This window comes from Paraburkholderia lebeckiae (genome assembly GCF_014201005.1).
In the GTDB taxonomy this organism is placed as follows: domain Bacteria; phylum Pseudomonadota; class Gammaproteobacteria; order Burkholderiales; family Burkholderiaceae; genus Paraburkholderia; species Paraburkholderia tuberum.
The window spans coordinates 81,960-101,971 of record NZ_JACHDK010000016.1 but is presented as its reverse complement, the minus strand read 5'-3'; the positions used below and the strand labels follow the sequence as shown (position 1 = coordinate 101,971).

The window sequence follows — 20,012 nt, the reverse complement described above, 5'->3', positions numbered from 1 at the left end:
CCATCCATACCGCGGACCTCGCTCAATACACGATTTCGATCGAGCTTCCCGCAAACTCGCCGCGCAGCGCGGCGAGCAGTTCATCGGTCGGCTTCACGCGCCACGCGTCGCCCAGACGCATTTCGCCTTGCGCATGCTCGCTGCGATAAACGACCTGCACCGCGAGCCCGTTCGGAATCTGCACCGCTTGACGCTGACGGCCGCCGTCGCCGCCGAAGCCGCCACGCCCACCGCCATTGCCGCGCGCCGCGGCCGCCGGCGCGGCTGTGGCGGACGGCTCGTCCTTGCCGGCGGTGTGCGCTTCGAGCACCCGGCGCAAGGCCTGCGCGTCCGCGTTGCCGTTCATCTGCACCTTCAGCGAGTCCGCGTAACGGCAGCGCGCGCGGCCGAGATCCATCACCGTTTCGACCGTGAAGCGGATGCCGCCCGTGAACGCGTCGTTGCGCGCCTGGCCCTGCACGACCAGCAGCTCGTCTTCCTTGAACAACTGCTTGTGCTCTTCGAAGACCTCGTTGAACACCGTCACTTCGCACTGGCCGGTGCCGTCGTCGAGCAGCGCGATCAGCATCTTGCCGCGCTGGGTCAGCTGCGTGCGCAGCGACACGATCACGCCCGCGACCAGCTTGTCGCGCCCTTCCTTCAGTTCGCCGATCTTCTGGCGCACGAAGCGACGCACTTCGTCCTTGTATGCATCGAACAGATGGCCCGACAGGTAGAAACCGAGCGCGGCCTTCTCTTCCTGCAGCTTGCGCTTTTCCGGCCACTCCGGTTCGTCGACGAGTTCGTGGCCTTGCGACGGCGCGTCGCCCATGTCGAACAGGCCGGCCTGCAGCGCATTGGCCGCCGCCTGCTCGGCCGCTTCCATCGCGAGCGACACCGACGCGATCAGCTGCGCGCGGTTCGGATGCAGCGTGTCGAACGCGCCGGCGCGAATCAGCGCCTCGATCGTGCGACGATTGACGATGCGCCGATCGACGCGGTTGCAGAAATCGAAGATGTCGATGAAGCGGCCTTCCTCGCGCGCGCGCAGGATTTCTTCGATCGCGTTCTGGCCGCTGCCCTTGATCGCGCCGAGACCGTAGCGGATCGTGCGTGAGCGCTTGCCGTCGGCTTCGGCGACCGGCTCGAAGCGATACGCGGACAGGTTCACGTCCGGCGGCAGCACGGCCATCTTGTTCGCGAGGCAGTCTTCGAACAGGATCTTGACCTTGTCCGTGTCGTCCATCGCGAGCGACATGTTGGCCGCCATGAATTCGGCCGGATGGTGCGCCTTCAGCCACGCGGTGTAGTACGCAAGCAGCGCGTAGGCGGCCGCGTGCGACTTGTTGAAGCCGTAGCCCGCGAACTTCTCCATCAGGTCGAAGATTTCGTCGGACTTCTCGCGCGTGAGGCCATTGGTGGCCGCGCCTTCCGCGAAAATTTCGCGGTGCTTGGCCATTTCCTCGGGCTTTTTCTTACCCATCGCGCGACGCAGCAGGTCGGCGCCGCCCAGCGAGTAGCCGCCGATGATCTGCGCCATCTGCATCACCTGCTCCTGGTAGACCATGATGCCGTAGGTCTCTTTCAGAACAGGTTCGACGCGCGGGTCCGGATATTCCACCACCTCGCGGCCGTGCTTACGCGCACAGAAGCTCGGGATCAGGTCCATCGGACCCGGGCGGTACAGCGCGACGAGCGCGATGATGTCTTCGAAGCGGTCGGGCTGGGCGTCCTTCAGCATGCCCTGCATGCCGCGGCTTTCCAGCTGGAACACGGCGACCGTATTCGCCTTCTTCAGGATCGAGAACGACGCCGGGTCGTCGAGCGGCACCTGGGCGAGCGACCAGTCCTGCTTCGACGGATCGAGGCGGCGAATGTAGCGCTCGGCCCAATCCAGAATGGTCAGCGTGGTCAGGCCCAGAAAGTCGAACTTCACGAGGCCGACTGCTTCGACGTCGTCCTTGTCGTACTGGCTGACGACGCCGCTTTCGTCGCCCTGCGTGTACAAGGGGCAGAAATCGGTCAGCTTGCCCGGCGCGATCAGCACGCCGCCCGCGTGCATGCCGACGTTACGCGTCAAGCCTTCGACGCGCTGCGCGAGTTCGAGCAGCTGGTGCACTTCGTCTTCGTTGTCGAAGCGCTCCTGCAACAGTGGCTCCTCCTTCATCGCGTCGGCGATCGTCACGTGCTTGCCCGGCTTGAACGGGATCAACTTCGCGATGCCGTCCGTGAACATGTAGCCGAGATCGAGCACGCGGCCGATGTCGCGCACCGCCGCCTTCGCCGCCATCGTGCCGAACGTCGCGATCTGCGACACCGCGTTCGCCCCGTATTTCTCCTTCACGTACTGGATCACGCGATCGCGGCCGTGCTGGCAGAAGTCGATATCGAAGTCGGGCATCGACACCCGCTCCGGATTCAGGAAACGCTCGAACAGCAGGTTATAGCGCAGCGGATCGAGATCGGTCACGCCGAGCGCATAGGCGACCAGCGAACCCGCGCCCGAACCCCGGCCCGGACCGACCGGCACGCCGTTGTTCTTGGCCCAGTTGATAAAGTCCGCGACGATCAGGAAGTAGCCCGGAAAGCCCATCTTGATGATCGTGCCGCACTCGAATTCGAGGCGCTGGTAGTACGTCGGGCGTTGCGCGTCGCGCTCGGCCTCGTCCGGATACAACTGTTCGAGCCGCTTTTCCAGGCCCTCTTTCGACAGTTGCACCAGGTAGTCGTCGAGCGACATGCCGTCGGGCGTCGGAAAGAGCGGCAGCTTCGGCTTGCCGAGTTCGAGCGTCAGATTGCAGCGCCTGGCGATCTGCACCGTGTTCGCCAGCGCCGAAGGAATGTCCGCGAACAGCGTGGCCATTTCCTGTTGCGTGCGGAAATACTGCTCGGCCGTGAAGCGCTTCTGACGACGCGGATTCGCGAGAATGTCGCCTTCGGAAATACACACGCGCGCTTCGTGCGCTGTGAAGTCGTCCGGCGTCATGAACTGCATCGGGTGCGTCGCGACGACCGGCAGTTTCAGCGATGCCGCGAGCGCGACCGCCTGCTGCACGTACTGCTCGCCGCCAGGCTGGCCGTAGCGCTGCAGCTCGATATAGAAGCCGCCTGGGAACACCTTCGCCCAATGCTGCGCGTGGCGCTTCGCCGCCTCTTCGTTGCCGGCCGCCAGCGCGAGACCGATGTCGCCCTGCTGCGCGCCCGACAGCGCGAGCAGCCCTTCGCCCAGACCGGATTCGAGCCAGCCGGCTTCGATTTCCGCGCGGCCGCGATACTGGTTCGTCAGCGAGGCCTTGCTGAGCAATTCGCAGAGGTTCAGGTAACCGCGGCGGTCCTTGACCAGCAGCAGCAGACGGGAAGGCTTGTCGCGGTCGTCAGGATTGGTGATCCAGACGTCGCAGCCGGCAATGGGTTTGATCCCTTTGCCACGCGCTTCCTGGTAGAAACGGACGAGGCCGAACGCATTGCCGAGGTCGGTAAGCGCGAGCGCGCCCTGACCGTCTTTGGCCGCCGCCGCGACGATGTCGTCGAGACGCACGATGCCGTCGGCAATCGAGAATTCGGAGTGAACGCGGAGATGAACGAAGCGGGGATCTGACATGGGCGACATTGTAACTCCACCCTTCCGCGGTTTTCAGCTCAAAACGGCGCGTTGGCGATCCGGCCAGGACGAGGTCGGAGCGAGCGCTGTTTGCGCTGGCGCAACTCGTTAGCCATGCGGCCAGGTCGGGGAAAATGCCGGGTTGAGGGATAATAGAGGTTTCGCCTCTCTCGACGTGGCCATTTAACCGGCACACGCGCGGCAAACGCGCGCGAACCCGCGCGTCAAACCCCGGGTCTCATACGGGGCGCAACAGCGGCGGCACATCCCGCCGCCCCTCGCCACGCCGGCCATCTTTACCGCAGAACACACATGAGTATCGTCAATCTCGCCGCGTATCAATTCGCGACCATCGAAGACACCGCCGCCTGGCGCCCGTTCGTCACCGAACGCTGCAATGCGCTCGGCCTGCGCGGCACCATCCTGCTCGCGCCGGAAGGCATCAACCTGTTCATCGCCGGCACGCGCGAGAACACCGACGCATTCATCGACTACATCCGCCACGACGCGCTGTTCGAAGGCAAGTTCGCGAATCTGCAGTTCAAGGAAAGCCTGTCGGACAAGCAGCCCTTCACGCGCATGCTGGTCAAGCTCAAGCGCGAAATCATCACGATGAAAAAGCCGGCGATCCGCCCCGAGCTCGGCCGCGCACCGTTCGTCGACGCGCCGACGCTGAAGAGCTGGCTCGACCGCGGTCACGACGACGAAGGCCGTCCGGTCGTGATGCTCGACACGCGCAACGCGTTCGAAGTCGACGTCGGCACGTTCGAGAACGCGCTCGACTATCGGATCACGAAGTTCAGCGAATTCCCCGGGGTAATCGAGAGCAACCGTGCCGATCTCGAAGGCAAGACGGTGGTGTCGTTCTGCACGGGCGGCATCCGCTGCGAGAAGGCCGCGATCCATATGAAGGAGGTCGGCATCGAGAACGTGTACCAGCTCGAAGGCGGCATCCTCAAATACTTCGAGGAAGTGGGCGGCGCGCATTATCACGGCGACTGCTTCGTGTTCGACTACCGCACCGCGCTGAATCCGCAACTCGAACCGACCGCGACCGCGCAATGCTTCGGCTGCCGCGCGGTGGTCACGCCCGAGCAACAGCAATCGCCGATGTACGTCGCGGGCAAGACCTGTCCGGCGTGCCATCCGGACAGCAAGGCCGCGTGCGCCGCCTAATGACAGCCGGGGTGCCCCGCGACGCGGGCGCCTCGCCTGTCGTCCCCAAACCATGACCTATCGCGGACGCTTCGCGCCGTCGCCGACCGGCCCGCTGCATTTCGGCTCGCTGGTCAGCGCGCTCGCGAGCTGGCTCGACGCGCGCGCGCAGCGCGGCGCGTGGCTCGTGCGGGTCGAAGATATCGACGGACCGCGCACGGTGCCGGGTGCCGCCGAAGACATCCTCGCGACCCTCGAACGCTTCGGCATGCGCGCGGACGAAACGCCGGTCTGGCAAAGCCAGCGCATGGCGCGCTATCAGCACGCGCTGGAGCAGTTGAAATCGACCGGTCTCGTCTATCCGTGCGGCTGCACGCGCAAGGAAATCGCCGATTCGCTGCTGCACGCGCACGCGCGCAACACTACACTCGCCTACCCCGGCACCTGCCGCACGGGTCTGCATGGCAAGCCGGCGCGCGCGTGGCGCCTGCGCGTGCCCGACGGCGAGCCCGCCGTGATCACGTTCGACGACCGCTGGCAGGGTCCGCAGACGCAAAATCTCGCGACCGAGGTCGGCGATTTCGTGCTGCGCCGCGCGGACGATCAGTGGGCATATCAGCTGGCGGTGGTGGTGGACGATGCGGACGCGGGCATCACGCACATCGTGCGCGGCGCGGATCTGATGGATTCGACGGCGCGGCAGATTTATCTGCAGCGTTGTCTGGGTGTGGCAACGCCCGAGTATCTGCATGTGCCGGTCGTCACGAACGAGCACGGCGAGAAACTGAGCAAGCAGAGCGGCGCGACCGCGCTCGATAGCGACAAGCCGCTCGAAGCACTAGCCGCGGCGGCACGGCATCTGGGACTGAAGTTGGGAAGCGAGCCGCCCACGACGCTGGAGCAGTTCTACAGCGCCGCGACCGCGGCCTGGGCAAAACGGATGAACATTCGCGCATCCAGATGATGCGCACGCGTGAAGCCTGCTGCGTTTTCCGAGACTTCGAACCGCGCGGCCCCACCATTTTTACGCTCGAGGCGTTGCATCCCGAGCTCTGAACGCGACAGCCCGTCTTACGACGACGAAGGCGTCTTCCTCGGCATTCCGAAGCCACCGAGCAACGCTGCCAGTTGCCGCTTCGGCGCCGTCTTTTGCGGCGCGGAGTTCGACGCGGCCGTCTCCTCGATCTTGAGCACCGATGCCGGCGACGGCTCGTACGGCTTCAGGAAGAAATCGTCGACCGGTTGCGCGCGATGATGATGCGGACGGTCATACGAACCCGACGCCCCGCCCGTGCGACGGCGGCTGCGCTCGTCGCGCGATTCGCTGCGCTCGCGGCGCGGCGGACGGTCCTCGTGATGATGGCGCACCGGCGCCTCGACGGTCAGGCGCTGCAAGTCGAGCGGACGCTTGATCAGCTTCTCGATGTCGGCCAGTTGCTTGCGCTCGTTCGGGCTGCACAGCGACAGCGCGTCGCCCGATGCGCCCGCGCGGCCCGTGCGGCCGATCCGGTGCACGTAGTCTTCGGCGTTGAACGGCAGGTCGAAGTTGATCACGGTCGGCAGTTCGACGATGTCGAGACCGCGCGCGGCGACGTCCGTCGCGACGAGAGCCTCGACTTCGCCGCGCTTGAACGCATCGAGCGCCTGCATGCGCTCACTCTGCGTGCGGTCGCCGTGAATCGCGGTCGCGACCACGCCGTCGCGTTCGAGGCTGCGCGCGAGCCGGCTCGCGCCGATCTTGCTGTTGCAGAACACGAGCACCTGCTTCAGGCCGCGCTCGCGGATCAGTTGCACGACCGCGCCGGTCTTGTCGCCCTCGGCGACTTCGTAGACGATCTGCGTGACATTGGTCGCGGTCGAGTTGCTGCGCGCCACTTCGATGGTCTGCGGGTTGCGCAGATACGTCGCGGCGAGCTTCTTGATTTCGCCCGAGAACGTCGCGGAGAACAGCAGCGTCTGGCGCTCTTTCGGCAGCAGGTTCAGGATGCGCTGCAGGTCGGGCAGGAAGCCCATATCGAGCATGCGGTCGGCTTCGTCGAGCACGAGCATCTGCACCTGGCCCAGGTTCGCGGTTTTCTGCTGCACGTGATCGAGCAGACGCCCTGGCGTCGCGATCAGGATTTCGACGCCGCGGCGCAACTGGTCCGACTGCGGATTCATGTCGACGCCACCGAACACGACCGCGCTGCGCAGCGCCGTGTGCTTCGCGTACGCCTGCACATTCGCGGCGACCTGGTCGGCGAGTTCGCGGGTCGGCGTGAGGATCAGCGCGCGGACCGGATGGCGCGCCGGCGACGCGCTCGTACTGGCCTGCGGCAGCAGGCGCTGGATGATCGGCAGCGAGAAGCTCGCGGTCTTGCCGGTGCCGGTCTGCGCGGCGCCCATCACGTCACGGCCCGCCAGCACGACCGGGATCGCCTGAGCCTGGATCGGCGTGGGCGACGTATAGCCCGATTCCTTGACGGCTTTCAGGATGTCGGGCGCGAGGCCGAATTGATCAAAAGTCTCGGTACTGGGCGTGACGGCGGTGTCGGACATGGTGGCTTTCGCTAAAAAGGCGCGTGGCGCGATGCGCGCGGCAGCGGTCGGGACCGCGGAGGGCATCATGATGAAGGCGGAGCCACGTCGTTCCGCGCGAGACCCGTCTGAGTTCGGTTAATGCGGCCGGCTCCGGCTGGCGGAAACACCCGCCGAAAGCCGAGCATTGTAGCACTTCAGCAAAAACGCTCGTGACGGCTGGCTGACCGGCGGCTCGCGGCCGTTGCTTCGGTCGCAGCGTAGTGCGCACAGACGACAGTGGCGTGACAGCCTGGCGCTTTGGCGCGCGGCGGGCGGCGCGCGGCGTTTGTCAGCCGTCCCCGCGCCCGCACTGGCCCCAATTGCGAACGGTCGCCCGCCCCCGCTCACGTTAGATCGCCTCTCACCACGTCTCGCGCATCACCATCAGCCGCATCTCGGTCATGTCCTCGATCGCGTAGCGCACGCCCTCGCGCCCGAGCCCCGAATCCTTGACGCCGCCATACGGCATGTTGTCGACGCGGAACGACGGCACATCGTTGATCACGACGCCGCCCACTTCGAGCGCATCCCACGCGCGATGCGCATGCGCGAGCGAATCGGTGAACACACCGGCCTGCAGGCCGAAGTCGCTGTCGTTGACCTGCGCGAGCGCCGCCTCGAAATCGTCGAAGCGCTCGAGTATCGCAACCGGCCCGAACGCCTCCTTGCGATACAGATCGGTGTCGCGCTTCACGCCTTCCAGCAGCGTCGCCTCGAACATCGCGCCGTCGACCTTGCCGCCCGCGACGATCTGCGCGCCCGCTTGCACCGCCCCCTCCATCCAGCCGGCGAGCCGTTTCGCTTCCGATTCGGAGATCATCGGCCCGACGAAGGTCTTCTCGTTCTTCGGATCGCCCATCACGAGCGACTTCGTCTTCGCGATCAGCTTCTCGCGCAGCGCGTCGTAGACGCTCGTGTGCGCGAGAATCCGCTGCACGCCGATGCAGCTCTGCCCCGACTGATAGAACGCGCCGAACGCGAGCCGGTCGACCACGTAGTCGAGCTTGCCGCCCTGGTCAGCGTCGACGATCGCCGCCGCGTTGCCGCCCAGCTCCAGAATCACCTTCTTCTTGCCGGCTTTGCGCTTCAACTCCCAGCCGACCGCGGGCGACCCGGTGAACGACAGCAGCTTGAAGCGCTCGTCGGTCGTGAACAGGTCGGCGCCGTCGCGGTGCGCGGGCAAAATCGAGAACGCGCCCTTCGGCAGATCGGTCTCCGCGAGAATTTCGCCCATGATCAGCGCACCGACCGGCGTGCGGCTCGCCGGCTTCAGCACGAACGGCACGCCCGCCGCGATCGCCGGCGCGACCTTGTGCGCGGTCAGGTTCAACGGAAAATTGAACGGCGAGATGAACGAGCACGGCCCGATCGGCACGCGCTTCACATAGCCGTGATACCCGTTCGCACGCGGCGAAATCTGCAGATTGACGATCTCGCCGTCGATACGCACGCTCTCTTCCGCGGCGACCTTGAACGTGTCGATCAGACGCGTGACTTCGCCCTTCGAATCGTTGATCGGCTTGCCCGCCTCGATGCACAGCGCGAGCGCGAGTTCGTCGTAGCGCTCGCGAAAGCGCTTCACGCAGTGCTCGAGCACCGCCTGGCGCTTGAACGGCGGGTACGCTCGCATGGCCGGCATCGCATCGACCGCGAGGCCGATCGCCTTGTCGATCGCGGCCGCGTCGGCCATCGCGACGCGGGTGGCGACTTCGCCGCTGAATTTGTCGGTGACTTCGAGATCGGTGTTGGCCGCCACAGGCTCGTTGGCGAGGTAGTACGGATAGGTTGTCTGCAACATGTCGCACTCTCCTTGATTCGATGCACGCAAGCTCAAAGCCGCGCGGACAGCCGCTTGATCTCGCGATTGAGCACGCGCTCGTTGTCCGAATAGTCGATCGGCAGGTCGATCACGTGCACGCCCGGCGTCGCGAAGCACTCGCGCAACAGCGGCGCGAACTGCTCGGCCGCCTCGATCCGATGACCCTGCGCGCCATAACTTTGTGCATAGGCGACGAAATCGGGGTTCGCAAGCGTCATGCCGTAGTCCGGGAAGTTCATGTTCTCCTGCTTCCAGCGGATCATGCCGAACGCGTCGTCGCGCAGAATCAGGATCACCAGATCGAGCTTCAGCCGCACCGCCGTTTCGAGTTCCTGCGAATTCATCATGAAGCCGCCGTCGCCGCACACGGCGATCACCTTGCGCTCCGGATGCACGATCTTGCTCGCGATCGCCGACGGCAGCCCCGCGCCCATCGACGCCAGCGCGTTGTCGAGCAGCAGCGAATTCGGCTCGTGCGCGCGGTAGTAGCGCGCGAACCAGATCTTGTACATGCCGTTATCCAGACACACGATGCCGTCGACCGGCGTGGTCTCGTACACGTCGTTGACGATCCGCACCGGGTACATCGGAAAGCGGTCGTCGTGCTGGCCCTTCACCAGGTGCGCCTCGAAGTGCTCCTTGATCTCCTTGAAACGCGTGAAGTCCCAATGCTCCTGACGCGTCTTCAGGCTCTCCTTCAGTTGCCACACCGCGTTCGCGATATCGCCGACCACTTCGATCTGCGGGAAATACACCGGATCGACTTCGGCGCCGAGGAAGTTCACGTGGATCACGGTCTTCTCGCCCGCCTCGCCGCTGCGCATGAAAAACGGCGGCTTTTCGATCACGTCGTGACCGACGTTGATGATGCAGTCGGCGTGCTCGATCGCGCGGTGCACGAAGTCGCCGTCCGAGAGCGTCGCGTTGCCGAGCCACATCGGATGCGATTCGTCGATCACCCCCTTGCCCATCTGCGTGGTGAAAAAGGGAATGCCGATCTGGTCGACGAACTCGCGCAGCATCTTGGTCGTGGTCTTGCGGTTGCCGCCCGCGCCGATCATCAGCAGCGGATGCTTCGCGGCTGTGATCGCCTCGACCGCGCGCGCGACTGCCTTCTCCTCGGCGACCGGGCGGCGGCTGTAGCTCTTCGGAATCGGCTTGCCATCGCCCTCCTCGTGCGCAACGTCCTCGGGCAATTCGAGGTGCGTGGCGCCCGGGCGTTCCTCCTCGGCGCGGCGCACCGCCTCGCGCACCGTCGCCGGAATATTGCCGATCGACACGATCTGCCGTGTGTACTTGGTGAGCGGCTCCATCATCCGCACCACGTCGACGATCTGGAAGTGCCCCTGCTTGCTCGACTTGATCGGCTTCTGGCCCGTGACCATCAGCATCGGCATCCCGCCTAGCTGCGCGTAGGCGGCCGCGGTCACGAAGTTGGTCGCGCCGGGGCCGAGCGTCGCCAGACATACTCCCGTGCGGCCGGTGAGCCGCCCGTAGGTGGCGGCCATGAAGCCGGCCGCCTGCTCGTGGCGCGTGAGGATCAGACGGATTTTCGAGCGGCGCAGCGACTCGAGCAGATCGAGATTTTCTTCACCGGGGATGCCAAACACATACTCGACACCTTCGGCTTCCAGCGATTTGACGAACAGGTCCGATGCTTTCATTGAGGGTCTCGCTTGATGACTCGGGGAACGGACAATCGAAGACGACAACGACGGCTGCGCGCGAAACACCGCTCCGCGCGCGCGGCATGGCAAACGGCATGGCGAACGCCATGCCGGACAGCTTACTACTCGAACGGAAACGATGCGCGCGAGCGGACGAGGCCGCGCGGGGGGACAGGAAGCCAGGCGCGAGAAGAAGCAGGCGGCGGTAGGGATGAAGCCGCCGCATGAGGTGCATGTGTCCGCCGATCAGCAAATCAGCGAATCACGGTCACGCAGTCGGAGAGAATCGGCGGCGTGTTCTCGCCGCTCGTCAGGTCGTACAGGTTGGCGCGCGGACCCTTGGTCCACCACGTATAGCTGCCAGCCTGGTACTTCGCACCGGACGCCGAGATCGTGTTGACGAACAGCATCGACGTGCCTTTCACCGGCAGCACGGCGAAGCTCTGGCCGTTCTGCGCGTTCCAGTAGGTGACTTGCAGGATCTTGCCGGTCGCGCAGGTGTATTTGCGCGTCTGGTGGTTCTTGCCCTCGAAGTGCTTGAACTGCAACGGCGCGGCCGATGCGCCGCCGGAAGATGCCGCCAGCCAGGCCACCGTCGATGCTGCTGTCGTGAGGATTGCAACACGCCATGTCTTCATCGAACACCTCGATTGTTGCGGGGGTCAGGCAGGGAGGGCGACGCCGGCCGCGACGCCGGTCATAGCCGAGTCACGGCCGAGTCACAGGCAGCTCATGGGCGATTCACGGACAGCTCAACGACGCTTCAAGGATCGATCACGTCGGCACACGCATCGGTCGGCGCAGCGGCGACGTGGCCGACCACCGGCACGATCTTCAGTCCCGCTGAAGCGATCCGGCACGGCGCGGCCGCGAGCCCGCAGCCGCTGATGCCGGCGCACAGCGCGAACGCCACGGCGAGTGTGCCGACCCGGCGAAGCGCGCCGCGCCATGGATTGCTGCGCGATTCAAGCGTCATACGATCCTCTACTCCGATCTCTTTGCTTCGATAAGCCGGAAACAAATGCGGCGGGCTCTTTCGTGTGCGTCCCGCACACTTTTGCACCGCGCCTCGCCGCCTGCCCGCTAGTTCGCCGACACCGGCCGCACCGCGGCCGCCGCCTGGCTGGCACGCGAGCGCGCTTGCTCGATGTTCTCGCCGGTCGCCAGCGCGACGCCCATGCGACGTTTGACGAAGCTTTCCGGCTTTCCGAACAGGCGCAGATCCGCATTGGGCACCGCAAGCGCGGCCGCGACGCCTTCGAACGCGATGCCGGCCTCGTCGCGACCGCCGTAGATCACCGCCGACGCGCCCGGCGCACGCGGCGACGTATCGACCGGCAGGCCGAGGATCGCGCGCGCATGCAGTTCGAACTCCGAGAAGCGCTGCGAGCACAGCGTGACGAGCCCCGTGTCATGCGGACGCGGGCTGACTTCCGAAAACCATACGTCGTCGCCGCGCACGAAAAGTTCCACGCCAAAGAGGCCGCGGCCGCCGAGCGCCGCCGTCACCTTGTGCGCGATCTCGCGCGAACGCTCGAGCGCGAGCGGGCTCATCGGCTGCGGCTGCCACGATTCGACATAGTCGCCCGCGACCTGCACGTGGCCGATCGGATCGCAGAAATACGTGCCGACCGCGCCGCTCGCCGGGTCGATCGCGCGCACGGTGAGCTGCGTGATCTCATATTCGAAGTCGATGAAACCCTCGACGATCACGCGCCCGAAATTCACGCGGCCGCCCGCCATCGCGTACTGCCAGGCGGGTTCGACGTCGGCGTCGCTGCGCAGCACCGACTGCCCCTTGCCCGACGACGACATCACCGGCTTCACGACGCACGGATAGCCGACCTTCGCGATGCCCGCGCGCAGCTCGTCGAGCGAATCGGCGAATGCGTACGGCGAGGTCGGGAGACCAAGCTCTTCCGCGGCGAGGCGGCGGATGCCTTCGCGGTTCATCGTCAATTGGGTGGCACGCGCGGTCGGGATCACCTCGGCGAGCGCCTCGGCTTCGATCGCGGCGAGCTCGTCGGTGGCGATCGCCTCGATTTCGGGGACGATCAGATGCGGGCGCTCCTGCTCAACCAGCGCGCGCAGCGCGGCGCGGTCGGTCATGTCGATCACGTGCGCGCGATGCGCGACCTGATGGCCCGGCGCGTTCGGGTAACGGTCGACCGCGATCACTTCGACGCCCAGCCGTTGCAGCGCGATGATCACTTCCTTGCCGAGCTCGCCGGCGCCGAGCAGCATCACGCGCGTCGCGGATTCAGAAAGGGGGGTGCCGATCCGTTGGCCGATCTGCATGGGAACTCCAGATAAAAGTCGGGATGAGGGTGGGATTGGATAGACCGCGATGTTAACATGCGGGCCCCTTGCCGCGCGGCGCTCAGGGTGCGCTTTGGGTGCGCTCGCGAGGCCGTGGCGGTCGAGCGGAACCGTGCCGCCGCGTCGACGTTCGCAGCTGCGATCACGTCACCGCGAGCATCGCTCGCGCACGACAAGCTTAGTACGTTACCCTTACGCCTTCGCCAGTTTGAACAGGAACGACGCCATGCTCATCCGCTCCCGCCCGCGACGTCTTGCGCGCTTTACTCCGTGCCTGCGCACGGCCGTCGCCGCGTTGAGCATCGCCGCGCTGCTCGGTGCCTGCGCGATGCCGAAGCATCCGGACGCGTCGGCGGCGCCGCCCGATCCGTTCAATCCCGCCGCCGCGCAACTGCTCGACGACACCAGCTGGGTGCTGAGCTCGTGGAAGAACGCCGACGGCACGGCGCGCGCGGTGCCGTCGGAGGATCAGAAGCCGCTCACGCTGACGTTGTCGACCGAAGGCGGCCGGCGTCACGCGAGCGGCTTTTCCGGCTGCAACCGCTTCATGGGTTCGTACATCCTGAAGGACGGCAAGCTGAGCTTCGGTTCCCTCGCCGGCACACGCATGGCGTGCGTCTCGCCGGGCGGCGACATCGAGAAGCCGTTCCTCGACGCGCTCGAACGCATCGATCGCACCGGCGTGCAGATGCGAGCGCCGCAGCAAATGCAGCTGATCCTCGACAACGGCGACACCCTGATGTTCGATCGCAGCGACAAGTGATGCGAGTTTGCGCCGCGTTCGGGATTCGCGCCGGCCTTCGAAGCCGCGCGCTGCGCCGTTTAAACTCGACGGATTGCGCTTGCGCGCGCTCCGTCATTCGTAGATGTCTGGTATGCACACGGTAGTTTTCGGCTGGTTCGGCGGGTCGGCCGTCTGGTTCATTCCTCTTTTGTGGCGCCTCGTGAAGTCGATGCTGCCGGGCGGCGCGGGTCTGCGCGGCCCCGGCACGATCCGGCTGTGGCTCGGCTTCGTCTGCGTGCTGATCGCGAGTTGCACGCTCGAGGGCTCGCTGATCGGCATCGCCGGCATCAATGGTTTCGGTCATGCGCTCGCCGCGGGGCTTGGACATCTGCTCGGCCATGTCGGCACGCCGCTCGCGGCGCTCGCGCTGCTCGTGATCAGCCTGCCGTGGCTCGTCGACTTCCGCTGGAGCGACGTCGCCGTTTGGGCCGACGGCGCGTTCGGCCTTGGTCTGTCGCGGGGACTCGCGAAGCGCGACGAGGATGCGCGCCGCCACCGCAGCGTCGACGACGGCGCGCCGTCGCATGTGTCGCCCGCTACAAACATGATGGCGCCGCGCAATAGCAAGGGTCGCTACGCGCGGCCGACTGTGTGGCGTCCGCCCGCGAGCGGGCGCGGCGCGGGCTCCGCCGCTGCTGCCGGCAACGCGGCGGCTGGCATCGCGGGTAGCAAGGACGCTTCCGCACGTGGCGTCGGCGCAAGCTGGCGAGCCGATGCGGCCGCTGACGCGGCGCGCGGGCCGGTCAAGCAGACCGAGCCGGTGTTACGCACGGGGTCGAGCGCGTCGCCGCGCGCGGCAATGTCGACGGCAACGCAGGCGCTGCATGCGGGCAAGGCTGCGGACAGATCCGCCGCACCATTCGTGCCGACCGAGCCCGTCCCGCCGGCCGGCTGGCTGCGCACGACGGAGCCGCGCGCGGCGACGGCGGCGGCATCGCTGGGTGCGGCGGGTGCATCGGCCGCATCGGGTATGTCTGCTCGTGATGGCGCTGCGCAGGCCGGGCGGCGCTCGGTCGGAGATCAGCGTGCGGCCGCGTCGTTCGGCTCCAGTGCCGCGTTGGCGGCGACGGCCGCCAACGCGGCCGGCGTGTCGGCGCGAGCGGCACAGGCAATGGCGGGCCGCGCCGCCGCGTCGGGCGCCGGTATAGGCATGGCGGCGGGATCGATGAATGCCGCGGGCCGCGCAAGCCGCCCGTCGTCGCTGCCACGTCCGGACGACGGCAGCGCGCCGCTCAATCGCGGCGCGACTCCGCGTCAACCGTTCCCGGCCGCTTCGCGCGCCAACGGTGTGACCTTGCCGTCGACCGTGCGCCGGCCTACACCGAACTTCACTGGAACGACGACGAACGCGTCGACGGTCGCGCCGCCCGCGAGCGTCGAGGAAACGCTGCGCACCATCGCGGAAAACGCCGCGCGCTGGACCGACATGGCCGGCGTGAGCCTGGCGCGCAGCCGTGGCACCGATGGCGCGAAGATTGGCGATGCAGAGCGTGCGTCGACGACGTTCGATGTGGCACCGCCGCAGCGGGACGTGCTGCCTGTCGAAAACGGCGAGACGGTTGCGGCGCCGCAGGCGCAGAGCGTGGGGAGTTCGGCGCGGATGGTGTCGCCGGCGCAGTCGCAGCAAGAAGCCGCACCAGTCGAGTTGCCGGCTGAGCGTCCGGTGGCCGAGTCCGAGAGGTCGGTCGAGGGCGGCAACGAAGCGGTTGCGCAATGGCCGACCGAACCGCCCGTCATTCATGCGCCGCTTACGGCTGCGCCGCAGACGACGACTGCAATCGAGTCGGTGACCGAGGTGGCTGCGGCGGCTGTCGAATCCGCGGTTGTCGAGCCATCGGCATCCGCTGTGGCTGAGCCTGCCGCCACGGAACCCGCCGCAAGCGCGCCGCAACATGAGCCGCCGACGGCGACGCCATTCGAGCGCTTCGCAGCCGGCCTACGGGACGATGCTTCGCAAGAAGACGCACCGGCGGTCCACAACGATTCGACGCAAACGGCATCAAACACCAGCGTCCCGGCATCGCAGAGGGAGGAATCCGCGCGAACCGTCGCACCGGTCACCGCCGACACCGCGACGCCTTTGCAAGCGCTGGCTCCGGCAGCCGAAATCGTCATCGACAAGACGCTCGTGCCTTGGGAGAGCAAGCTCGGCCCCGCCGCGGCTCAACGCGCGGCCGCATCGGCGGACTCGCCGCAGACGGAGGCCGCCGCGCCGTCGAGCGCAAGCGTGCCGCCGTGGTCCGGCGCGGCGGTCTCGGAGCTCGCGAGCGAAAGTGCGCAGTCAAGTGAGCCCGCGACGTCGCACGCCCCTGCCCTGCTCGCTGTGAACGAGCCCGCAAACGACTCGCCGTCGTCGACTTCGACGAGTGCGGCGAACCTCGCTATGCCGGCAACCGCACCGGCCGTGGTCTCGAACGTAGTCCGTTTCCCGGGCTTCGCCGCGCCGGCGACCGGCATCGAGCCTTCGGTCGGCGCAAGCGCAACGCCTGTCGCGAACGCGCCGGCCGTCGAATCGTCGCCCACGTCGTCGCCCACTTCGTCGTCTTCACCCGCGCTAACACCGCAACCGCAGGTCCAATCCGCCGAGCAACCCACTGCCGAGCCCGCCGCCCGCCCGCCGCTGCCCGGCCACGCGCCGGTCAACGGCTTCGAGTTCCATGCGCCGGCCGCATCGATGGTCGAACTGCCGACGCTCGATCTGCTCGCCCCCGCCGATGCCGACATCGAACCGATCCCGGACGAAAAGCTCCGCGAAACCGGCCAGCTGATCGAGCAGCGCCTGCAGGAATTCAAGGTGCCGGTGACGGTGGTCGGCGCATCGGCGGGTCCGGTCATCACACGCTTCGAAGTCGAACCGGCGCTCGGCGTGCGCGGCAGCCAGATCGTCGGTCTGATGAAGGACCTATCGCGCGGTCTCGGTCTCACGTCGATCCGCGTGGTCGAAACGATTCCAGGCAAGACCTGCATGGGCCTCGAACTGCCGAACGCGAAGCGCCAAACGATCCGCCTCTCGGAAATTCTCGAGGCGAGCGTCTACCAGAACTCGCACTCGCAACTCACGCTTGCGATGGGCAAGGACATCACCGGCCATCCAGTCATCGCCGATCTCGCGAAGGCGCCGCACATGCTGGTGGCCGGCACGACCGGCTCGGGCAAATCGGTCGCGATCAACGCGATGATCTGCTCGCTGCTGTTCAAGGCGACGCCAGAAGAAGTGCGCCTGATCATGATCGACCCGAAGATGCTCGAACTTTCGGTCTACGAAGGCATTCCGCATCTGCTCGCGCCGGTCGTCACCGACATGAAGCTCGCGGCCAACGCGCTGAACTGGTGCGTCGGCGAAATGGAAAAGCGCTACCGGCTGATGTCGGCCGTCGGCGTGCGCAATCTCGCCGGCTTCAACCAGAAGATCCGCGACACCGAGGCGAAGGGCAAGAAGCTCGGCAACCCGTTCTCGCTGACGCCCGACGCACCCGAGCCGCTGGCGCCGCTACCGCTGATCGTCGTCGTGATCGACGAGCTCGCCGACCTGATGATGGTCGCCGGCAAGAAGATCGAGGAGCTGATCGCGCGGCTCGCGCAGAAGGCGCGCGCGGCCGGCATCCACCTGATCCTCGCGACGCAGCGGCCGTCCGTCGACGTCATCACCGGTCTCATCAAGGCGAACATTCCGACGCGCGTCGCGTTCCAGGTGTCGTCGAAGATCGACTCGCGCACGATTCTCGACCAGATGGGCGCCGAGTCGCTGCTCGGCCAGGGCGACATGCTGTTCCTGCCGCCGGGCACCGGCTACCCGCAGCGCGTGCACGGCGCGTTCGTCGCCGACGAGGAAGTGCATGCGATCGTCGAATATCTGAAGCAGTTCGGCGAGCCGCAATACGAGGAAGGCATTCTCGACGGCCCGGCCGCCGATGGCGGCGCGGCCCAGGACCTGTTCGGCGAAGCGCCGGATGCGGAAGCCGATCCGCTGTACGACGAAGCGGTCGCGTTCGTCGTACGCACGCGGCGCGCGTCGATCTCGTCGGTGCAGCGGCAGTTGCGCATCGGCTATAACCGCGCGGCGCGGCTCGTCGAGCAGATGGAGACGGCCGGCCTCGTGTCGGCGATGAGCATCAACGGCAGCCGCGAAGTGCTGGCGCCGGGGCCGGCCGAATGAGCGCACGGTGAATCGCTAACCGGGTCGGCGATGATCCGGAAGAAAAAACGGACAGCCTCACGATGTGAGCTGTCCGTTTTTCATTTACCCGCGCGTGCCGCGCATCACGACGGTGATACCAGCTTGAAGTCGACTGGCGAGCCGAGGTCGAAATGCTGCTTCGGATTCGGATCGAGCAGCCCCGTCTGCGGATCGCGCTTGAACACATAGACCGTGTCGCTCAGCTGATTGCCGACGATCAGCCAGTTGCCGGTCGGATCGATGGCGAACTCGCGCGGCGATTTGCCGAGGCTCGACTGCCGGCCGATCTGCTTCAGGTGTCCAGTGGCGGGATCGACCGAGAAGATCACGATCTCGTTCGCGTCGCCGCGATTGGATGCATACACGAAGCGTCCGTCCGGCGACATATGAATCGCCGCGGCGCCCACCTTCCCCTTGAAGTCAGGCTCGCTCAATGGCAGCGTCTGCACGAGCTTCAGCCTGCCGTCGTGGTAGTCGAACGTGCTGACGGTCGCCGCGAGTTCGCTCGTCAGATACGCGTGCTTGCCGTCCGCGCCAAAGATCAGATGGCGCGGACCCGTGCCGGCCTTCTGCTGCGTGTAGCCCCAGTCCGTCGCGATGAATGGGCCCGCGCCGGCGCTGCTCTGCGGCGCGTAGCGGTACGAGTACAGCTTGTCGGCGCCGAGGTCCTGCGCGAACAGATAGCGGCCGTCAGGCGAGAACACGGTCGAATGCACGTGCGAGTTGTCCTGCCGCCCTTTCACCGGACCGCCGCCCTCATGATGCACGGTCTGCACCGAGGTGCCGACCTCGCCGTTCGCCTGCAGCGGAAACACCGCGAAACTGCCGCCCGGATCGGGCGCGACCGAATAGTTCGCGGTCAGCAGATACTTGCCGTCCGCCGAGATGCTCAGATAGCACGGATCATTGCCGTCCGACGACACCTTGTTCAGAAACGTCAGCTGCCCGCGCGCGGCATCGAAGCCGAACGCGCTGATGCCGCCGCGCTGCGTGGCCGGGCCGTTGTCACCGGGCAGTTCGTTCACCGAATAGACGAAGCGGCGGTCGCGGCTCACGACCAGAAACGACGGATTGACCGTCTGCGCGACCGACACCTGGGTCGCCGCGCCGGTCTTCGTATCGAAGCGAAAGACGTAGATGCCCTCGCTCCTGCCGCTGGTGTAAGTACCGACCAGCATCGTATAGACGCCGTCCGCGGGGACCGGGCCAGAATCTTGCGCATACGCGTGCGAAGCAACAATCGAAACCATGAGCGCGAAACCTTTTATTATCGAACGGGCGGCCCGCAACGGCGCTGGCCGCGTTGCGCGCCGGGCGGTGCTTTCCGCCGTGCAATCCGCGGCAGATGAAGCGGCGCGGTCAGCGCCAAGCGGACGGGAACCCTGAAAGGCAACACTGGCAAGAGCAGAAGTAAAAACGGAAGTCGGAACTGGGCGCACGGCAATACGCCCGACGGCACGGCGACTGTGAAGCATGAGACCTCCTCGACGTCGATTGTCTGGTGCGGGCTCGCGTATGAGCCGGGGTACGAGCGGTTGTAACGGTGTCTGGTCTGCCGCGCCGCGAATCGAGCGTCGTTCCACGTTGTTGTTGTCGAAGTCAGTATAAAAGCGTTGGGTCGGATCATGCAGCGAATCCACCGCTGCGGCACGGTCTGCGCCGGCGGTTTTGGTCCCGCGCGGCGGGACGTTTTTCAATCGTTTTCTCAATCGCGCATCACGCGTCTCAACCACGGAGTCTCCATGAACGTCACTCTCAGCCTGGGCCCGCTCGTTTCGCTGATCGCCGGCATCCTGATCCTGATCATGCCGCGCCTGTTGAACTACATCGTCGCGCTTTATCTGATCATCATCGGCATCATCGGGATCTTCGGCGTGGGCTCGTCGCATCTGTGAGCGACAGGCGCCGCGACGCCGGGCGTGAGATTTGCGTCCGGTACCGAGGTGGTTTCG

The 20,012-nt window shown here is 66.2% G+C and carries 13 protein-coding genes; 5 read left to right on the top strand and 8 right to left on the bottom strand.

Annotated elements, in window-relative coordinates; genetic code table 11:
- Positions 1 to 22: 22 nt before the first annotated feature.
- On the bottom strand, positions 23 to 3,589 hold the full coding sequence (dnaE, locus tag HDG39_RS25455) for a DNA polymerase III subunit alpha (protein WP_184009646.1): 3,567 nt from the start codon (positions 3,587 to 3,589) through the stop codon (positions 23 to 25).
- A 303-nt stretch (positions 3,590 to 3,892) separates the two neighbouring features.
- On the opposite strand from dnaE, the gene HDG39_RS25450 reads away from it, so the two are divergent.
- Together HDG39_RS25450 and gluQRS are read left to right on the top strand one after the other, a co-directional pair.
- Positions 3,893 to 4,756 (top strand): sulfurtransferase, encoded by an 864-nt coding sequence (locus HDG39_RS25450; protein WP_184009644.1) that lies wholly within the window; start codon positions 3,893 to 3,895, stop codon positions 4,754 to 4,756.
- Between the two features lie 52 nt (positions 4,757 to 4,808).
- The gene (gluQRS, locus tag HDG39_RS25445; RefSeq protein ID WP_184009642.1) at positions 4,809 to 5,699 is read left to right on the top strand and encodes a tRNA glutamyl-Q(34) synthetase GluQRS; all 891 of its coding nucleotides are present in this window, start codon (positions 4,809 to 4,811) and stop codon (positions 5,697 to 5,699) included.
- Between the two features lie 107 nt (positions 5,700 to 5,806).
- Here the strand turns inward: gluQRS and HDG39_RS25440 are convergent, their stop codons facing one another.
- The 6 genes from HDG39_RS25440 to purT all read right to left on the bottom strand — a co-directional run bounded on the left by HDG39_RS25440 (position 5,807) and on the right by purT (position 13,078).
- Positions 5,807 to 7,273 (bottom strand): DEAD/DEAH box helicase, encoded by a 1,467-nt coding sequence (locus tag HDG39_RS25440; protein ID WP_184009640.1) that lies wholly within the window; start codon positions 7,271 to 7,273, stop codon positions 5,807 to 5,809.
- 382 nt (positions 7,274 to 7,655) lie between these two features.
- Positions 7,656 to 9,092, bottom strand: coding sequence for an aldehyde dehydrogenase family protein (locus tag HDG39_RS25435; RefSeq protein ID WP_184009638.1), 1,437 nt, complete (start codon positions 9,090 to 9,092; stop codon positions 7,656 to 7,658).
- A gap of 32 nt (positions 9,093 to 9,124) precedes the next feature.
- Positions 9,125 to 10,777 (bottom strand): acetolactate synthase large subunit, encoded by a 1,653-nt coding sequence (locus tag HDG39_RS25430; RefSeq protein ID WP_184009636.1) that lies wholly within the window; start codon positions 10,775 to 10,777, stop codon positions 9,125 to 9,127.
- 257 nt (positions 10,778 to 11,034) lie between these two features.
- Positions 11,035 to 11,418, bottom strand: coding sequence for an MliC family protein (locus tag HDG39_RS25425; RefSeq protein WP_184009634.1), 384 nt, complete (start codon positions 11,416 to 11,418; stop codon positions 11,035 to 11,037).
- A 125-nt stretch (positions 11,419 to 11,543) separates the two neighbouring features.
- The gene (locus HDG39_RS25420) at positions 11,544 to 11,756 is read right to left on the bottom strand and encodes a DUF6726 family protein (RefSeq protein ID WP_184009632.1); all 213 of its coding nucleotides are present in this window, start codon (positions 11,754 to 11,756) and stop codon (positions 11,544 to 11,546) included.
- A gap of 107 nt (positions 11,757 to 11,863) precedes the next feature.
- On the bottom strand, positions 11,864 to 13,078 hold the full coding sequence (purT, locus tag HDG39_RS25415) for a formate-dependent phosphoribosylglycinamide formyltransferase (protein ID WP_184009630.1): 1,215 nt from the start codon (positions 13,076 to 13,078) through the stop codon (positions 11,864 to 11,866).
- A gap of 247 nt (positions 13,079 to 13,325) precedes the next feature.
- Here purT and HDG39_RS25410 point away from each other — a divergent pair, with 247 nt between their 5' ends.
- Complete coding sequence (locus tag HDG39_RS25410; protein WP_184009628.1) at positions 13,326 to 13,862, top strand: META domain-containing protein; 537 nt, start codon at positions 13,326 to 13,328, stop codon at positions 13,860 to 13,862.
- A 112-nt stretch (positions 13,863 to 13,974) separates the two neighbouring features.
- The gene (locus HDG39_RS25405; protein ID WP_184009626.1) at positions 13,975 to 18,039 is read left to right on the top strand and encodes a DNA translocase FtsK; all 4,065 of its coding nucleotides are present in this window, start codon (positions 13,975 to 13,977) and stop codon (positions 18,037 to 18,039) included.
- A gap of 104 nt (positions 18,040 to 18,143) precedes the next feature.
- Here HDG39_RS25405 and HDG39_RS25400 read toward each other — a convergent pair whose 3' ends face one another.
- Positions 18,144 to 19,535: a lactonase family protein gene (locus HDG39_RS25400; protein ID WP_260328253.1), complete on the bottom strand. Its 1,392-nt coding sequence runs from the start codon at positions 19,533 to 19,535 to the stop codon at positions 18,144 to 18,146.
- A 267-nt stretch (positions 19,536 to 19,802) separates the two neighbouring features.
- On the opposite strand from HDG39_RS25400, the gene HDG39_RS25395 reads away from it, so the two are divergent.
- Positions 19,803 to 19,955, top strand: a complete 153-nt coding sequence (locus HDG39_RS25395; RefSeq protein WP_013088853.1) for a DUF3096 domain-containing protein — start codon at positions 19,803 to 19,805, stop codon at positions 19,953 to 19,955.
- Positions 19,956 to 20,012 lie beyond the last annotated feature (57 nt).

Coding starts and splice junctions, on each gene's coding strand:
- dnaE (WP_184009646.1), bottom strand. CDS start 3,589: ATGTCGCCCATGTCAGATCCCCGCTTCGTTCATCTCCGCGTTCACTCC.
- HDG39_RS25450 (WP_184009644.1), top strand. CDS start 3,893: ATGAGTATCGTCAATCTCGCCGCGTATCAATTCGCGACCATCGAAGAC.
- gluQRS (WP_184009642.1), top strand. CDS start 4,809: ATGACCTATCGCGGACGCTTCGCGCCGTCGCCGACCGGCCCGCTGCAT.
- HDG39_RS25440 (WP_184009640.1), bottom strand. CDS start 7,273: ATGTCCGACACCGCCGTCACGCCCAGTACCGAGACTTTTGATCAATTC.
- HDG39_RS25435 (WP_184009638.1), bottom strand. CDS start 9,092: ATGTTGCAGACAACCTATCCGTACTACCTCGCCAACGAGCCTGTGGCG.
- HDG39_RS25430 (WP_184009636.1), bottom strand. CDS start 10,777: ATGAAAGCATCGGACCTGTTCGTCAAATCGCTGGAAGCCGAAGGTGTC.
- HDG39_RS25425 (WP_184009634.1), bottom strand. CDS start 11,418: ATGAAGACATGGCGTGTTGCAATCCTCACGACAGCAGCATCGACGGTG.
- HDG39_RS25420 (WP_184009632.1), bottom strand. CDS start 11,756: ATGACGCTTGAATCGCGCAGCAATCCATGGCGCGGCGCGCTTCGCCGG.
- purT (WP_184009630.1), bottom strand. CDS start 13,078: ATGCAGATCGGCCAACGGATCGGCACCCCCCTTTCTGAATCCGCGACG.
- HDG39_RS25410 (WP_184009628.1), top strand. CDS start 13,326: ATGCTCATCCGCTCCCGCCCGCGACGTCTTGCGCGCTTTACTCCGTGC.
- HDG39_RS25405 (WP_184009626.1), top strand. CDS start 13,975: ATGCACACGGTAGTTTTCGGCTGGTTCGGCGGGTCGGCCGTCTGGTTC.
- HDG39_RS25400 (WP_260328253.1), bottom strand. CDS start 19,535: ATGCTTCACAGTCGCCGTGCCGTCGGGCGTATTGCCGTGCGCCCAGTT.
- HDG39_RS25395 (WP_013088853.1), top strand. CDS start 19,803: ATGAACGTCACTCTCAGCCTGGGCCCGCTCGTTTCGCTGATCGCCGGC.